General features: G+C 70.0%; 13 protein-coding genes and 1 pseudogene. 8 read left to right on the top strand and 6 right to left on the bottom strand.

Features of this window, described 5'->3' with window-relative positions:
• The first annotated feature begins 34 nt into the window (after positions 1 to 34).
• Genes AB0H93_RS09735 through AB0H93_RS09725 form a run of 3 tightly spaced genes read left to right on the top strand, consistent with a single transcriptional unit; the run spans position 35 to position 4875 of the window.
• Entirely contained in the window at positions 35 to 1210 is a 1176-nt protein-coding gene (locus AB0H93_RS09735) for an acetoin utilization protein AcuC (RefSeq protein ID WP_358570124.1), read from the top strand.
• On the top strand, positions 1179 to 3905 hold the full coding sequence (locus AB0H93_RS09730; RefSeq protein ID WP_358570121.1) for a GNAT family N-acetyltransferase: 2727 nt from the start codon (positions 1179 to 1181) through the stop codon (positions 3903 to 3905). Before AB0H93_RS09735 ends, AB0H93_RS09730 begins: the two co-directional genes overlap by 32 nt.
• A 55-nt stretch (positions 3906 to 3960) precedes the next feature.
• Entirely contained in the window at positions 3961 to 4875 is a 915-nt protein-coding gene (locus AB0H93_RS09725; protein WP_358570118.1) for an alpha/beta fold hydrolase, read from the top strand.
• A 55-nt stretch (positions 4876 to 4930) separates the two neighbouring features.
• Here the strand turns inward: AB0H93_RS09725 and AB0H93_RS09720 are convergent, their stop codons facing one another.
• Positions 4931 to 6175 carry a YeeE/YedE family protein gene (locus AB0H93_RS09720; protein WP_358570115.1) on the bottom strand — a complete coding sequence of 415 codons (1245 nt, stop codon included), beginning with the start codon at positions 6173 to 6175 and terminating at the stop codon, positions 4931 to 4933.
• Between the two features lie 268 nt (positions 6176 to 6443).
• Between AB0H93_RS09720 and AB0H93_RS09715 the strand changes: the two genes are divergently transcribed.
• A complete protein-coding gene (locus AB0H93_RS09715; RefSeq protein ID WP_358570112.1) occupies positions 6444 to 6779 on the top strand; it encodes a hypothetical protein in 336 nt (111 codons plus the stop codon).
• 98 nt (positions 6780 to 6877) lie between these two features.
• Here the strand turns inward: AB0H93_RS09715 and AB0H93_RS09710 are convergent, their stop codons facing one another.
• A complete protein-coding gene (locus tag AB0H93_RS09710) occupies positions 6878 to 8530 on the bottom strand; it encodes a fumarate hydratase (RefSeq protein ID WP_358570109.1) in 1653 nt (550 codons plus the stop codon).
• A gap of 190 nt (positions 8531 to 8720) precedes the next feature.
• On the opposite strand from AB0H93_RS09710, the gene AB0H93_RS09705 reads away from it, so the two are divergent.
• On the top strand, positions 8721 to 9443 hold the full coding sequence (locus tag AB0H93_RS09705; protein WP_132482940.1) for a tyrosine-protein phosphatase: 723 nt from the start codon (positions 8721 to 8723) through the stop codon (positions 9441 to 9443).
• A gap of 567 nt (positions 9444 to 10010) precedes the next feature.
• Here AB0H93_RS09705 and AB0H93_RS09700 read toward each other — a convergent pair.
• The 3 genes from AB0H93_RS09700 to AB0H93_RS09690 all read right to left on the bottom strand — a co-directional run bounded on the left by AB0H93_RS09700 (position 10011) and on the right by AB0H93_RS09690 (position 13207).
• Positions 10011 to 10982 carry a sigma-70 family RNA polymerase sigma factor gene (locus AB0H93_RS09700; RefSeq protein WP_358570106.1) on the bottom strand — a complete coding sequence of 324 codons (972 nt, stop codon included), beginning with the start codon at positions 10980 to 10982 and terminating at the stop codon, positions 10011 to 10013.
• Positions 10983 to 11270: 288 nt separating this feature from the next.
• Positions 11271 to 11696, bottom strand: a complete 426-nt coding sequence (gene dtd / locus AB0H93_RS09695) for a D-aminoacyl-tRNA deacylase (RefSeq protein WP_358570103.1) — start codon at positions 11694 to 11696, stop codon at positions 11271 to 11273.
• Positions 11693 to 13207, bottom strand: coding sequence for a class I SAM-dependent methyltransferase (locus tag AB0H93_RS09690; RefSeq protein ID WP_358570100.1), 1515 nt, complete (start codon positions 13205 to 13207; stop codon positions 11693 to 11695). Before AB0H93_RS09690 ends, dtd begins: the two co-directional genes overlap by 4 nt.
• Positions 13208 to 13315: 108 nt before the next feature.
• Between AB0H93_RS09690 and AB0H93_RS09685 the strand changes: the two genes are divergently transcribed.
• The 3 genes and pseudogenes from AB0H93_RS09685 to AB0H93_RS09675 all read left to right on the top strand — a co-directional run.
• On the top strand, positions 13316 to 13918 hold the full coding sequence (locus AB0H93_RS09685) for a hypothetical protein (RefSeq protein ID WP_358570098.1): 603 nt from the start codon (positions 13316 to 13318) through the stop codon (positions 13916 to 13918).
• 262 nt (positions 13919 to 14180) lie between these two features.
• Positions 14181 to 15062, top strand: coding sequence for an NAD(P)-binding domain-containing protein (locus tag AB0H93_RS09680; RefSeq protein WP_358570095.1), 882 nt, complete (start codon positions 14181 to 14183; stop codon positions 15060 to 15062).
• Positions 15063 to 15109: 47 nt separating this feature from the next.
• A pseudogene (locus tag AB0H93_RS09675) lies at positions 15110 to 15214 on the top strand (Fe-S cluster assembly protein HesB); the annotation flags it as partial.
• Positions 15215 to 15284: 70 nt separating this feature from the next.
• On the opposite strand, the gene AB0H93_RS09670 reads toward AB0H93_RS09675, so the two are convergent.
• Positions 15285 to 15785, bottom strand: coding sequence for a nuclear transport factor 2 family protein (locus AB0H93_RS09670; protein WP_358570092.1), 501 nt, complete (start codon positions 15783 to 15785; stop codon positions 15285 to 15287).
• Positions 15786 to 15854: the final 69 nt, after the last annotated feature.

Raw genomic sequence — 15854 nt, 5'->3', positions numbered from 1 at the left:
TGTTGGTCGACACAGGGCAGGTAGCGTCCGGGGCATGGGTTCTCAGTGCGCGGTCGTGTGGGACGAGTCGGTGCTCGGCTACGACCTGGGTGGGCAACACCCGCTGCATCCGATCAGGCTGGAGCTGACGATGCGGCTGGCCCGTGCGCTCGGGGTGCTCGACGGCGTCGAGACGATCAAGCCCGAACCGGCCACCGACGCGGACCTGGAGCGCGTGCACACCGCCGAATACATGGCGGCGGTGCGCTCGGCGCCGATGGCGGGCTGGGAGGTCGGCCACGGGCTGGGCACCGACGACAACCCGATCTTCGACCGGATGCACGAGGCATCGGCGCTGATCGCGGGCGCCTCGATCCGGGCGGCCGAGCAGATCGTGTCGGGCAAGGCAGACCGGGCGGTCAACATCGCCGGCGGACTGCACCACGCGATGGCCGACCGTGCGGCGGGCTTCTGCGTCTACAACGACTGCTCGGTGGCCATCGCGTGGATGCTGGAGCAGGGCGTGGAGCGCATCGCCTACCTCGACGTCGACGTGCACCACGGGGACGGCGTGCAGGCGTCGTTCTACGACGACCCGCGGGTCATGACCATCTCGTTGCACCAGCACCCGCTGACGCTCTGGCCGGGCACCGGGTTCTCCACGGAGATCGGCTCCGGCGGGGCCGACGGCACCGCCGTCAACATCCCGCTGCCGCCGGGCACGGGTGACGCCGACTGGCGACGGGCCTTCCACGCCGTGGTGCCGTCGGTGCTCGACGCGTTCCGGCCGCAGGTGCTGGTGACGCAGTGCGGCGCGGACGCGCACCGGGAAGACCCGCTGGCGGACCTGTCGATGAGCGTCGACGGGCAGCGCGCGACCTACCAGGACCTGCGGGAACTCGCCGACAGCTACGCTGGCGGCAAGTGGCTGGCGCTGGGCGGCGGTGGCTACTCGCTGTTCCGGGTGGTGCCGCGCGCCTGGACGCACCTGCTGGCGACGCTGCTGGACCGCGACCTCGCCCCGGAGACGACCATCCCGGAGGACTGGATCGCGCACACCGTGCGCGTCGCGGACAACGTTCCGCTGCCGACTTCGATGACCGACGGGGCCGACCCGGCCTTCCAGCGGTGGTCGGGGGTCACCGCGTCCGCGGTGGACACCTCGATTCGCGACACCCGGCACGCGGTGTTTCCGTTGCATGGTCTCGACCCGGTCGACAGCCGCGACTGAGGAGTCCGAAGTGGACGGAGTAGTGGAGCAGCAGGAAGCAGCCACCCCGCGGGCGGACTACCCCCGCCGGTGGGAGGCGGACGTGGTGCTGTCCGACGGCGGCACCGTGCACCTGCGGCCGATAACCGAAGCCGATGCCGAGAAGCTGGTGGCCTTCCACGGGCGGCTCAGCGACCGGACCAGGTACTACCGCTACTTCGGCCCGTACCCGCGGATGCCCCAGCGCGACGTGGAGCGGTTCACCCGCGTCGACTACGTCGACCGCGTCGCGCTGGTGGCGCTGCTCGGCGACGACATCGTGGCGGTGGGCCGCTACGACAGGCTCGGCGAGCAGCAGTCGGCCGAGGTCGCGTTCGTGGTGCAGGACCAGCACCAGGGGCGCGGCTTGGGTTCGATCCTGCTGGAGCACCTGGCCGCCGCGGCGCGGGAACGCGGGCTGCGGCGCTTCGTGGCCGAGGTGCTCGCCGAGAACTCGACCATGGTCCGGGTCTTCCGCGACGCCGGTTACCAGGTGAGCCGGGCCATGGAAGAGGGCGTGGTGCACCTGGAGTTCGACATCGACCCGACCGAGGAGTCGGTGGCCGTGGCCCGCGCCCGCGAGCAGGCGGCCGAGGCCCGCAGCGTGCACAACCTGCTGCGGCCGCGTTCGGTGGCGGTGATCGGGGCGTCCACCGATCACGCCAAGATCGGTCACGCGGTGCTGACCAACCTGCTCACGGCGGACTTCACCGGCCCGGTCTACCCGGTCAACCCGGAGCACCGCTCGGTGCGCGGCGTGCGCGCCTACGCCTCGGTGCTCGACATCCCCGACGAGGTCGACCTGGCGGTGGTGGCGATTCCGGCCGCCGGCGTGACCGGGGTGCTCGACGACTGCCTGGCCAAGGGCGTGAAGGCCCTGGTCATCGTCAGCGCCGGGTTCAGCGAGGCCGGCCCGGACGGCCGCGAGGTGGAACGCGAGATGGTGCGGGCTGCGCGCGTGCACGGCATGCGCGTGGTCGGCCCCAACGCGCTGGGGGTGGTCAACACCGACCCTGAGTTCCGGCTGAACGCGAGCCTGGCGCCGCAGCTGCCCGGCCGCGGCCGCACCGGCTTCTTCTGCCAGTCCGGTGCGCTCGGGGTGGCGATCCTGGCCACCGCGACCGAGCGCGGCCTCGGGCTGTCGACGTTCGTCTCGGCGGGCAACCGCGCCGACGTGTCCGGCAACGACCTGCTGCAGTACTGGCAGACCGACCCGGCCACCGATGTCGTGCTGCTGTACCTGGAGTCCTTCGGCAACCCGCGCAAGTTCGGCCGGTTGGCGCGGCGGCTGGCCCGCAGCAAGCCGGTCGTGGTGGTGAAGTCGGGTCGCAACGCGGTGCGTCCCGGCTTGGCGGCCACGTCGGTGCAGATCGACGAGACCAGCGTGCAGGCGTTGTTCGAGCAGTCCGGCGTCATCCGGGTCGAGTCGGTTGCGCAGATGTTCGACACGGCGCTGCTGCTGGCGCACCAGCCGCTGCCGCAGGGCGACCGGGTCGCGATCGTGGGCAACTCCTCGGCGCTGGGCATGATCGCCGCCGACGTGGCGCAGGCGCAGCAGCTGGAGCTGGCCTGCGACCCGGTCGACGTGGGGGCGTCGGCGGGGCCGGAGGAGTTCGCGGGGGCGGTCCGCGACGCCGCCCTGCGCCCGGACGTCGACGCGTTGGTGACGGTGTTCGCCCCGCCGGTGGCGGTTCCCGGCACCGCGTACGCCCGCGCCTTGCGGGAGGCGTTGCAGGAAGCCGGTGTCGCGCGTTCGAAGCCGGTGGTGACCACGTTCCTGGCGGCCGAAGGCGTGCCCGACGAGCTCGTGGTTCCCGGCCCGGACGGATTGACCGGCAAGGGCTCGGTGCCGTCCTATCCGAGCCCGGAGCGGTCGGTGCTGGCGCTCGCGCGGGTCACCAGGTACGCGCAGTGGCGCGCCGCGCCGAAGGGGCATTTCGTGCGGCCGCCGGAGATCGACGAGGACCGGGCGCGGGCACTGGTCGAGGGCTGGCTCGCGGAGGGCATCACCGACCTCGACGACGACCAGGCGGTGCGGCTGCTCGGCTGCTACGGCATCGACCTGGTGCCGTTCCGCCTGGTCACCGGAGTCGAAGAGGCCGTGGCGGTGGCGGAGGAGCTGGGCTACCCGGTGGCGCTGAAGTCGGCGAGCGATCAACTGCGGCACCGCAACGACCTGGTCGGCGTCCGCCTCGACCTGGGCAGCGCCCATGCCGTGCGATCGGCGTACGCCGATATCCGGCAGGTTTCGGGGATCGACGAGGTCTACGTGCAACGCATGGCGGCCCGGGGCACTTCGTGCGTCATCGACCTGACCGAGGACCCGTCGTTCGGCACCCTGGTGTCGTTCGGCCTTTCCGGGGTGGCCAGCGAATTGCTCGGGGACAAGGCGTACCGCGCGCTGCCGCTGTCCGATGTGGACGTCTCCGCACTGGTGCGTGCGCCGCGGGCGGCGCCGCTGCTGGCCGGGTACCGGGGCACCGAACCGGCCGATCTCGCGGCGCTGGAGGACCTCGTGCTGCGGGTGGCGACCCTGGCCGAGGACTTGCCGGAAGTCCGCGACCTGGCGTTGCAGCCGGTGCTCGCTTCGCCGACCGGTGCCGTGGTCGCCGGGGCCAGGGTCGGCATCCGGGCGTCGCCGGCGGCGCTGGACGACGGGCCGCGGCGGCTCCGCTGACGGCTTGCCACGTGGCGCACTGCCCGAAACTGGCTGGTTCCGTTAATCTGGCGGCGTGGACGAGCAGACCGTCGAGAACAACGCCGAGAACGGTTCGGGCGACCAGGCTTCCCTGGTGCTCGGGCAGGTTTCGGCCGGCGCGCACCGGCTGACCGTGCGCGCCGCCAAGCAGGACGATTCCGCCAGCCCGGTGGTCGTCCTGCTCCCCGCGATGGGCGTGCCCGCCAGGTACTACCGCCCGTTCGTCGCCGATCTCCACGCCCAGGGCCTGGCGGTGGTGACCTTCGACGTGCGCGGGCAGGGCGAGAGCAAGCCGTCGGCCGCCCGCGGCGTGCGTTTCGGCTACCAGAGCATGATCGACGACGTGGATGGCGTGCTCGATCTCGTCGACGCTGCTTTCCCGCAGGCGCCGCGGTTCCTGCTCGGGCACAGCCTGGGTGGCCAGATCGCGCTGCTGCACGCGGCATGCCGCCCGGACCGGGTGCAGGGCGTGGCACTGGTGGCTTCCGGTTCGGTGTGGTTCGGGAGCTTCCCCGGGATGTACAAGCTCCGCACCCTGTTCGGCACGCAGCTGGTGGCGGCCACGTCGGCGCTGCTCGGCTACTGGCCCGGCCACCGGTTCGGCTTCGGCGGCCGCCAGGCGACCGACCTGATGCAGGACTGGGCGCGGCAGGCCCGCACCGGCCGTTACCGGCTCAACGGCTCGACGACCGAGTACGAGGCGGCGCTGCGGGAACTCCGGCAGCCGCTGCTGACCGTCAGCGTCGCGGGCGACCGGCTGGCCCCGAAGTCCTCAGTGGACCACCTGGCGGCGAAAGCGGGGCGGGCGCCGCGCACTGACAAGCACTACACCCGGGCGGCGTCTGGCGCGGAGAACCTCGGCCACTTCAACTGGGTGCGCAACGGCGGCGAACTGTCCCGCTGGGTCCGGGACTGGATCGCCGCCGTCGATTCCTCGGTCCGCGCCTAGCGAGGTCGCGGAAGCCGATCGCTTCGGTGGGGCGGGAAATCCGCCCCACCGGGCGTCAGCAGACCGAGTCGGTCGGCTTGGGGACGTCGAGCCCGAACAGCGGGCGCAGCTTCAGCCCGACCCAGGTGCCGACCAGCGCCAGCAGGCCCCAGGCCCAGCCGTGCAACGAGAACGAGGCGATCCCGGAGAAGTAGGCGCCGATGTTGCAGCCGTACGCCAGCCGCGCGCCGTAGCCCATCAGCAAGCCGCCGATCACGGCAGCGAGCACGACCTTCGCGGGCAACCGCTTGGCCAGCACGAAAGCGCCCGACGCCGCCGACGCCACGAGTGCGCCGACGATGATCCCGAAGTCCAGCACCGAGGTGGAGTCGGCCAGCACCGGACCGGTCAGGGCCGCTGCGCGTTCCCCTTGCCAGTACGGCCAACTCGCCACGTCCACGCCCACCGCCTGGAGAGCCTTCGAGCCCCACAGCACGAACGCCGAGGTGATGCCCCACGGGCTGCCGCGGGTCAGCAGCACGACCGCGTTGAGCCCGGCCAGCACGATCGCCCCGACCCAAAGCGGCCACGAGCCGCGCAGCACGCGCCAAAGCCCGCGCGACGTCGGCGGGCGGCCCGCCGGAGGCGCGTTGTGCCGCCGAGCCCATCGCGTTGCGGCGTAGCCGATCGCGCCGAGCACGGCGAGCTGAACCACCAGTGCGCCGAAGTAACCGAGCCCGGTGTCCTCGGCGAGGGAGAACGATCCGAGGGTGATCGCGTCCGAGGTCCACAGTGGAAGGTGCAGTGCGCCGAGCACCGAACCGCAGATGAAGAAGAAGAGCGTGACCACCAGCAAGGTGTTCCCGCCGCCGACGGCGAACAAGGTGCCCGATGCGCACGCGCCCCCGAGCTGCATCCCGATGCCGAACAGGACCGCGCCGACGACCAGTCCGAGCCCGAGCGGTTCGACGTTTCCCTTCGGCGTGGCGCCGAAGAACGTCACACCGCCGGCCAGGATCGGGGCGAACAAGATCGACGCCGCGCCGAGCATCAGCAGGTGAGCCCGGACTCCCGACGTCTGTCCAACCGAGACGAGTTGCCGCCAGGCCGAGGTGAAACCGAAGCGGGAGTGGAAAAGCGTCAGCCCGAGCGCGAGGCCCAGTCCGGCCAGCACGGCGGACTTCACGCCGACCACAACGGCCGCAGCGGTCACGAGCGCCACGGCCGCGATCACCCCGACGGTCAGCGGAACCCACTGCGGCTTGCCCTGCGGTGCTGGGCCCGCGTCGGCGGATGTGGCAGGTGTGGCGGTGGTGGACATTCCTCACTCCCGAATGTGAAGCGGATTCGTCGACGAAACCACGCGCAGGCCGTCGACCACCAGCCGTTTCGAAATGTGGGAAAGATGTGGATCCAACTCGGTGCGGATTTCGCGCAACCGGCCACGCGGGGCGCTCCGTCCTTAGGGCATGAGACGCCTACAAACCGCAGTGGGCGCGGGTGTTCTGCTCGTAGCGTTGGCAGCCTGCGCCCAACAGCCATCCAATGAAGTTGGTTTCGGTGGCCAGCCCCCGGCTCCGCCCGGCCCGGTGCTGCCGAAACCCGAACAGGAACGCACGCAGGTCGCCGAGACCGCGGTCGACGTGTCGTTGCTACCCAAGGGATATCCGAAGAAGGTCTGGACCCAGGACGGCGGAGCGGTCGTCGTGGCCACCGGTCAGGAAGGCGGCTGCAGCAAGGTGCACGCCGAGCTGGCCGAACAGACCGCCGACCACGTGAAGGTGGTGCTGGTCGAAGAAACCCCGGAACCGCCGGGAATGTGCACGATGGACCTTCGCTACCCGCCGGTGGCGGTGCAGCTCGACGCACCGCTGGACGCGCGGAAGGTCGTTCTGGAACAACGAGATGTCAAGGTTCCCCGCTGATCGGTGACCGCGTGATACCTGCCAATCGCGTCGATCGGCTGAGCTGAAACCGGTACTCCCGCAGGAGGTGGGGCTCCTGCGGGAGTACCGGTGTGTGGTCAGCGGCCGAAGGAGATCTGCAGGGTCGGCTTGGTGGAGTTGGCGAAGAAGTCGTTGCCCTTGTCGTCGACCACGACGAACGCGGGGAAGTCCTCGACCTCGATGCGCCACACCGCTTCCATGCCGAGCTCGGGGTACTCCAGCACCTCGACCTTGCGGATGCAGTCCTGGGCCAGGCGCGCGGCGGGGCCGCCGATGGAACCGAGGTAGAAGCCGCCGTGGGTGTGGCAGGACTCGGTCACCTTCGCCGACCGGTTTCCCTTGGCGAGCATGACCAGCGAGCCGCCCGCGGCCTGGAACTGCTCGACGTAGGCGTCCATGCGACCGGCGGTGGTGGGGCCGAACGAGCCGGAGGCGTAGCCCTCCGGCGTCTTGGCCGGGCCCGCGTAGTACACGGGGTGGTCGCGCAGGTATTCGGGCATCGGCTCGCCGGCGTCCAGCCGCTCGGCGATCTTGGCGTGCGCGATGTCGCGGGCGACCACCAGCGGTCCGGTCAGCGACACGCGCGTCTTGACCGGGAGCTTGGACAGCTCCGCGCGGATCTCCGCCATCGGCCGGTTCAGGTCGATCTTGACGACCTCGTCGGAGAGCTGCTCGTCGACCACGTCCGGCAGGTAGCGGGCCGGGTCGCGCTCCAACTGCTCCAGGAACACGCCCTCCGGGGTGATCTTGGCCTTGGCCTGGCGATCCGCGGAGCAGGACACCGCGACACCCACCGGCAGCGAGGCGCCGTGCCGCGGCAACCGGATGACCCGCACGTCGTGGCAGAAGTACTTGCCGCCGAACTGCGCGCCGATGCCGAACTGCCTGGTCATCTCCAGCACCTGCTGCTCCATCTCGACGTCGCGCAGGGCGTGCCCGGAGGCCGAGCCCTCCCGCGGCAGCTCGTCGAGGTAGCGGGCCGAGGCGAGCTTCGCGACCTTGAGGTTGAACTCGGCGGACATGCCGCCCACCACGATCGCCAGGTGGTACGGCGGGCAGGCCGCGGTGCCCAGCGAGCGCAGCTTCTCCTCCAGGAACCGGCCGAGCCGCGTCGGGTTCAGCAGCGCCTTGGTCTCTTGGTACAGGAACGTCTTGTTGGCGCTGCCGCCGCCCTTGGCCATGAACAGGAACTCGTAGGCCGGGTCGGTGCCGGGCTTGTTGTACAGCTCGATCTGCGCGGGCAGGTTGCTGCCGGTGTTGCGCTCGTCCCAGAAGTTCAGCGGCGCCATCTGCGAGTACCGCAGGTTGAGGTCCTGGTAGGCGTCGAAGACGCCCCTGGCGATCGCCTCTTCGTCGCGACCGCCGGTGAGCACGGTCTCGGTGCGCTTGCCGATGACGATCGCGGTGCCGGTGTCCTGGCACATCGGCAGCACGCCGCCGGCGGACACGCACGCGTTGCGCAGCAGGTCGGTGGCCACGAACCGGTCGTTGGGGCTGGCCTCCGGGTCTTCGACGATCGCGCGCAGCTGCGCCAGGTGGGACGGGCGCAGCAGGTGCTGGATGTCCTTGATCGCCTCGGTTGCCAGGGCGGTGAGCGTGGTCGGCTCGACTTCGAGGAATCGTCGCCCGGCCGCCTCGACGACTCGGATGCCTTCGGTGGTCACCAGGCGGTAGTCGGTGTTGTCGGGGCCGAGGGGGAGCACCTCGGTGAAATCGAACGTGGTGGGCACGTCGCGGCTCCTTTGCGCGCGTTCGGGTTACGCGATGACCAATAAAACCGCGCGGTCGATCAGCGCGTCCACGGGGGTAGCCCAGGTGTGACGGATCGCCTGCCCTGGTGGCGCGGCGGAGCACCTGCGAGGCTGGCGGTCGAACGTCTCATCGCACCCCGGAAGCGGGGCCGGAGCAACGGAGGTCGCCTTGCCGACGACAGATCCCCTCGATGCGCTGGTCAACCTTCGTGACCTGGGCGGGCAGCCCGCCGGTGACGGCGTGGTGACGAGGGCCGGCGTGGTGTTCCGGAGTGACGCTCCGCACAGCGGCGACCGGGTGCCGGAGGGAGCGTCGCCGTGGCCGCCGAAGGTCGTGGTGGACCTGCGGGATTCGGTGGAGACCCGTGACCAGGAACACCCGCTCGCGTCGGTGGCCACCGTGCACCACGTGCCGCTGCTGGAGGAGGCGCGGGACGCGGACATCGATGTCGACGAGGCGGCCCACGAGCTGACGGCGCTGTACCAGTCGATCCTGCAGGGCGCCCCGAAGAAGCTGGTCGAGGTGTTCCGCATCGTTCTGGAGGCGGACGGCCCGGTGCTGATCCACTGCGCGGCGGGCAAGGACCGCACGGGAGTGGTCTCGGCGATGCTGCTGGGCGCGGTGGGAGTCCGCCGCGACGCGATCGTGGCGGACTACGTGCGCACGGACCGGAACATGTTCCGCGTCCTGCAGCGCCTGAACGTGGCGCCGGAGCTGCCGCCGGGCGTGGACGAGGAGATGGTCCACGAGCTCCTGTCGACGCCGACGGAGGCGATCGAGAGCGTCCTGAGCGCCTTCGAGACCCACGAGGAGGGTGCGAGGGGCTGGCTGCGGACGCACGGGGCCACGAACGAAGAACTGGACCGCTGGCAGGCCAAGTTCATCGGCTGAGCCAAGGCGGCGAGAAGCCTGCAGCGAACGGCCTGTTCACCTCGGAAGAAGAGGTGAACAGGCCGTTCGCGTAGAAGCGGTGCGTGGATCGGGAAAAGAGGTCGGGAGGCCGGACCCGCCCCGACGACGAGTCCGCCCTCCCGTGGCGAGCGGCGAACCCGCCGCTAAGACCGAAGCGGAAGAACAAAAAAGGGGGGAAGAACGATGTTCCCGCCGAAACCCAACAAGGTCAACAAGCCATCCGGGTGTACAAAACCCCGAACAACAAAAGAACGAACTCCCCAACCCGAAGGCCCGACCCAGACGCCCACAAGATCGAGAACCGAACGCAAAGCCCCGAACCTCGAACCAGAACCCGGAAGCTCAGAACCCCGAAAACCCAGAACCCAAAAGGTTCAGAACTACGAAGGTTCAGAGCGAGGAAGGTTTGGAGCGAGGAAGGTTCAGAACCCCCGAAGACGACCACCGCACCGTGGGGGTCTGCGGGGGCTCGGCCCCCGCAAAATCATCCTGACCGCGCCGTGGTCCGCGCTTTCCGCGGACACACGACGCCCAAAAATCGCGCGGTCAGCTCGCGTACGCGCGCAGGCGGTCGGCGCGGTCGCCCTGGCGGAGCTTCGCCATGACTTCCCGCTCGATCTGCCGGACCCGCTCGCGGGACAGCCCGAACGACTTGCCGATCTGGTCCAGGGTGCGCGGCTGGCCGTCGTCGAGGCCGTAGCGCATCCGGATCACCGCCTGCTCGCGCTCCTCGAGCGTGGCCAGCACGCGGCGCAGGTCGTCCTGCAGGAACCCGGAGATCACCGCGTTCTCGGCGTCGGCCGATTCGGCGTCCTCGATGAAGTCGCCGAGCGGCGCGTCCTCCTCGGCCCCGACCGGCATGTCCAGGCTGACCGGGTCGCGGGAGTGGTCCATCAGGTCGAGGATCTTCTCCACCGGGATGCCGGCCTCTTCGGAGAGCTCCTCGTCGGTGGCCTCGCGGCCGAGTTTCTGGTGCAGGTCGCGCTTGATCCGGGCCAGCTTGTTGACCTGCTCGACCAGGTGGACGGGCAGCCGGATGGTGCGGCTCTGGTCGGCCATGCCGCGGGTGATGGCCTGCCGGATCCACCAGGTCGCGTAGGTGGAGAACTTGAAGCCCTTGGTGTAGTCGAACTTCTCCACCGCGCGGATCAGGCCGAGGTTGCCCTCCTGGATGAGGTCCAGCAGCGGCATGCCGCGGCCGGTGTAGCGCTTGGCCAGGCTGACCACCAGGCGGAGGTTGGCCTCCATGAGGTGGTTCTTCGCCCGGCGGCCGTCTCGGACCACGGCGCCGAGGTCGGAGCGCCGCTCGGGGGAGAGGTTCTTGCTGGTCTCCAGCAGGTGCTTGGCGAAAACCCCGGCCTCGATCCGCTTGGCGAGGTCGACCTCTTCCTGTGCGGTGAGCAGCGCGGTGCGCCCGATGCCGTTGAGGTAGACGCGCACCAGGTCGGCCGATGGGCCCTGGGTGTCCAGGTCTTCGGTGACGGTGACGTCTGGCTTGGTGGTCTGCGGGACGGTCATTGAGCTCCCTCCCTGGCGGGCTGGCTTGGCGGGCGCAAATCACACTCGCGCGCCGTTGCGCGGTGTGGAGGACGCGTACGCTCGGTTGTACGGGCTCCGCGTCGACGTCTTCTCCGGCGCTGCCGATGGGTTCGTTGGTGGCCTGTCGGCATGGCCGTCGAAGCTTCGTTACCTGGAAAACGACCGGCGTGCCGAATTCGTTCCCGAAGTTCTAGACGAAGAGACGTCATGGCGGTCACATCCGTTGCGCCGCCAAGCCTGAGGATTTCCTGAGAGCCCTCGTTACATTTAGACCTCAACCAAAAGTGTGAATGGCCCGTCGTTCAGGCTCTCCACCGCCATCATCGCCCCGAACACCCCGGTGGCCACTCGCGCACCCCGCTCGCGCAGCGCCGCCACAACCCCGTCCACCAGCGGTTCGGCCTGTTCCGGGCGGGCCGCCTCGGTCCACGACGGACGGCGTCCCTTCTTGGTCGACCCGTAGAGCGTGAACTGGCTGACGACGAGCAGCGGTGCCCCGGTCGTGGCGCAGGACTCCTCGTCCCGCAGCGCCCGAATCTCGTGCAGTTTGCGCGCCATATTGACGACTTCTTGAGGCCCGTCGGAATGCGTCACACCCAATAGCACTAACAGCCCGGGTTCTTCGATCTTGCCGACCACGACGCCGTCGACAGTTACCGAGGCGCGAGTGACTCGGGTGACGATTGCTCTCATTGGTCGCCGCCCGCCCATTCCGCCGGCAGCAGCATTCCGTGCCGAACGAGTTCGCGCACCATCGGGATCGCGGCCCGGGTCAGGTCTTCGGAGTCCTCGCCATAGCCCATCGCGAGCAGTTCGAGGAGTTCGCCGAGCGGCAGCGCCCCGCGGCACCCGGCGAGCAGCCGCACGCCCAGCTCGTCGATCTCGTGCTGCCAGCCCGGTCCGTCGGTGCGGTGCAGCCGGTGCACGAGCGGCTGCCAGCCTTCGTCGCCGGGCTCGGAGACCGCTTCCAGCACGGTGCTGTCGGCGGTGACCAGGCGGGCCGCCAGCAGGGCCTCGGCGGACTCGTGGGCGCGCAGCCAGTCGACGCGGCGCAGCCACTGGTCCGATTCCGGGCCCAGCGGGTCGTCGAAGGCGTGCCGGAGGTCCTCGCAGACGACCTCGCCGCGCGCGTCGGTGCGGCGCAGCGTGACGAACCCGAAGCCGATGCCGATCACGTCGTTGGCCTCGAACCAGTCCAGCCACTCGGCCGCCTTCTGCAGGCCCTGCGGGGACCGCAGGTCGTACCCGGCGTCGCGCAGCCAGGTGCCCACGTAGAGGGCTGGGTCGGCGACGTCGCGCTGCACGAACCAGGCATCGACCCCGGCGCCGGGCGGCAGCCAGCGAGACACCCGGTCCTGCCAGTCCTCGCCGTCCCGGTGCACCCAGGAGGCCAGCAGCTGCCCGGTGCCGCCCTCGGCGAGGAAGCCGGGCAGCTGCCGCACGACCAGCGCGCTCGCGTCGTCCCCGGCCAGCCCCGAGTCGCGGTAGGTGAAGTCGGTGCGCGGCGGGCCGACGACGAACGGCGGGTTGCACACGACCTGGTCGAACTTGCGTCCCCGGACCGGGTCGAACCACTCGCCCTCGGCGAGCTCGACGTCGACGCGGTTGAGCCGGAACGTCGCCTCGGCCAGCGCCAGCGCCCGCTTGGACACGTCGGTCGCGGTGATCCGTTGCGCGTGCGTGCTCGCGTGCAGAGCTTGCACGCCGCAACCGGTGCCGAGGTCGAGCACCGAGCCCACCGGTCGCCGCGAGGTCGCCCGGACCAGGCTCAGCGACGCGTGCCCGACGCCGAGCACGTGGTCGGCCTCCACCGGGCGGCCGCCGCGCAGGTCCGAATCCAGGTCCGAGACGACCCACCACGATTCGTCGTCGACGCCGTGCGGGCGGACGTCGAGCCCGGCGCGCAGCCGGTCGCCGTCGTCGACGAGCAGCCCAGCGGCCTTCGCCTCGGTCAACGGCAGCGGGGCGAGCGCGGCTTCGACGGCGGCCTGCGACTCGGCCTGGCCGAGCAGGAACAAGCGGACCAAGGTGCCGAGCGCGCCGGCGTCGCTGGTGGCGCGCAGCGCCGGAACGGGCTCGCCTCGGCCCAGTGCGGCGTGCGCTTCGGGACCGAGGAGCTCCACGACGCCGTCGGCGTCGTAACCGGCGGTTTGGAAGGCGTCGCGAAGTCGATCGATGCGGTCATGGGACAGGTCTGGAATCACGATCCCGATCCTCACACGGCCACCCGTTCGCGCATCTGGGCGCACCCGCGGCGCGGAGCTCCGGAAAACCGATCGCGCCCCGTGCTCGCCCTGCACGAACATGGGTGGATGAGACCTGTGATCGGTGCCGCCCTCGTCCGGTGCGGCGAATGCGGCGGGCACGAATACAGCGGCGCGCCCGATTGCACCCGCTGCCGGACGCTGGTGGACGACGTCGTCGAAGAGGAATGGCGGCGCTTCCGCGCCGAGTGGGCGGAGGAACCGGAGGCGGAGGTCGCCGGGCTGGTGGTGGCCGAGCCGGACCGGCACGACTGGCGGGTGGTGGACGCCGCGCTCGACCGGATCGCCTGCGACGAATGCGGAGGCCGGCTCGGCCGCGGACCGATGGACTGCGCCGCGTGCAACCTCGCCCACGGCTTCCGGTACGCCGCCGTCGAGACCGATCGTCCCGGTGCTTCGCCGCTCAACGAGCACGCGGTTCGCGTGAACGTCTCGGTCGTCCGCAGACCGCAGATGACGTCGGCGCAGGAACTGCTCGTCAGGCGGCTGCTGCTGCCTGCGCTGCTGGTCGGCTTCCTGCCGACGACCGCGGAGGCCCAGCGCGTGAGCGCCTTGGTCAAAGGAGGAGCCACACAGGACCGGGTTGTCGAGCTGATCGACGACTGGCTCGGAGCGTGGCGCCCAGGAGGGCCGAGCGCGACTCACCCGTGAGGCAAGAAGCCTGGGGAATCAGCAGATCGCGAGAAGGCTTCGCCCGGCACCGATGGGGGCCTGCCCCATTCGCTTGGCTGAGCACCTCGTCTCCGAGGTCGATTGGCGACGGCATCCATTGCTGCGCCGATACCGCATCGATCATTTACGCCTACTTACTTTTTGGTGCGTACCGCACTAAGTAGTGGGTACTTGTCGGCCCCGTGCCCGGAGGTGACGATCTGCAGGCTTGCTGGAAGTGGAATTGAAGGAGCGATTCACGATGACCAAGTCCTCGCCGGTTCCGATCGCGGTCCTCGGTCTCGGCGCCATGGGGCGAGCTCTGGCGAATGCGTTCTTGCGCGGCGGCCACCCCACCGCGGTGTGGAACCGCACGCCGGGCAGGGACGCCGAACTCGTCGCCGCCGGAGCCACCACCGCCGCGACGGTCGACGAGGCGGTCGCCGCCGGTGGCCTGATCGTCGCCTGCCTGCTGGACCACGGATCGGTGCACGACGTCCTCGACCCGGTGGCCGGTGACCTCGCCGGGCGAACCGTCATCAGCCTGACCTCCACCGCGCCGAGCGATGCGCGGGAACTTGCCGCCTGGGCGGAGCGCCACGGCATCGACTACCTCGACGGCGGCATCATGGCCAGTCCGGCCATGATCGGCCGGCCGGAGTCGTTCCTGCTGTACAGCGGCGCGAAAGAGGTGTTCGACGAGAACAGGGCGGTACTGGAGCTGCTGGGTTCGGCCGAGTACTTCGGTGCGGACGCGGGTATGGCCTCGCTCTACGATTTCGCATTGCTGACCGCGATGTACACCATGTTCGCCGGGTTCTCCCACGGTGCGGCCATGGTGCGCACCGAAGGCGTCCCGGCCACCGAGTTCGCGAAGTACGCGCAGCAGTGGCTCTCGGCGATGGTGCAGGTCATCCCGCTGAGCGGGGAAGCCATCGAGGCCGGTGCGGAGGCCGATGGGCAGAGCCTCGACTTCACCAAGGCAGCCCTCGACGCCATCGTCCGGGCGAGCCGGGAAGCCGGGGTGGGGCTGGACGTGGTCGGTCCGCTCAAAGCCCTGGTCGACCGCCAGGTCGCCGACGGACACGGCGCGAAGGCCTTCGACGCGGTGTTCGAAGGGGTCAAGGCGCCCGGTTCCGAGTGAGCCGCCGCGGCGACCGCCGTCGCGCCTGACGTTCGAAAATGAGGCGCATGTCCAACATGCTGCACCTCACCGGCGACGCCGACGCCGACAAGCTGCTCAGCGACGACTCGTTCGCCCTGCTCACGGGCATGCTTCTGGATCAGCAGGTCGCGACACCCCGAAGGTGAATCGGGTGCCTGATCACCTGGCCGATCTCGACGTGCCCGTGCAGCGGCGTGCGCGTCATGACTGCGTCCGGAAACTGGTGTCTCCTCCGGAGTCGGCAGCCAGTGCGGTGGCCAGGGTGTTGAGTCGACCGAAGGCGCGGGCCATACCCACATGGTCGGCGTAGTCGCGTGATTCGACGATGACTCCGTCACGTACCCGTGCCACGAAGATGCACGGCACCGTGAACGGATGGCCGTTCGCCGAACCGACGTAGCTGAACTCGAAGATGACCACTTCGGGATCCGCGGTTTCGTGGACGTGGCCCACGGGCTCGAACCGGTCGACTCCTGGCGCTCGGGCTGGTCCTTCGGCGAAGTGCTGGCGAAGTTCGGCACGGGTTCGCAGTGGTGTGTCGCCCGTTGGCGCGAATGGGTGTCGGACGTCGGTGTGTTCGGCGTACAAGCCGGCCAGGTGGTCGAGCTGTCCCTGTGTCTCCTGCTCGGTGAGATTGCCGGCGATCAGCCGGCTGACTCCCGTCGCGACGGTGCGGACAACATCGGCTGGTGATGACGGCACTACACCCTCCAAAGAGCTAATCGGAGTCTGAACTCCGGAAGCGTATCGAAGTCTGGACTCCGGTTAAAG

This window comes from Saccharopolyspora sp. NPDC050642 (assembly GCF_040654735.1).
In the GTDB taxonomy this organism is placed as follows: Bacteria; Actinomycetota; Actinomycetes; order Mycobacteriales; family Pseudonocardiaceae; genus Saccharopolyspora; species Saccharopolyspora elongata.
The sequence above is the reverse complement of the archived record's forward strand: the minus strand, read 5'-3'. Positions and strand labels throughout refer to the sequence as shown.

What these genes read in the sequence shown, in the direction of transcription:
- AB0H93_RS09730 (WP_358570121.1), top strand. Translation starts at nt 1,179, where the DNA reads ATGGTCTCGACCCGGTCGACAGCCGCGACTGAGGAGTCCGAAGTGGAC.
- AB0H93_RS09720 (WP_358570115.1), bottom strand. Translation starts at nt 6,175, where the DNA reads ATGTCCACCACCGCCACACCTGCCACATCCGCCGACGCGGGCCCAGCA.
- AB0H93_RS09685 (WP_358570098.1), top strand. Translation starts at nt 13,316, where the DNA reads ATGAGACCTGTGATCGGTGCCGCCCTCGTCCGGTGCGGCGAATGCGGC.
- dtd (WP_358570103.1), bottom strand. Translation starts at nt 11,696, where the DNA reads ATGAGAGCAATCGTCACCCGAGTCACTCGCGCCTCGGTAACTGTCGAC.
- AB0H93_RS09735 (WP_358570124.1), top strand. Translation starts at nt 35, where the DNA reads ATGGGTTCTCAGTGCGCGGTCGTGTGGGACGAGTCGGTGCTCGGCTAC.
- AB0H93_RS09680 (WP_358570095.1), top strand. Translation starts at nt 14,181, where the DNA reads ATGACCAAGTCCTCGCCGGTTCCGATCGCGGTCCTCGGTCTCGGCGCC.
- AB0H93_RS09700 (WP_358570106.1), bottom strand. Translation starts at nt 10,982, where the DNA reads ATGACCGTCCCGCAGACCACCAAGCCAGACGTCACCGTCACCGAAGAC.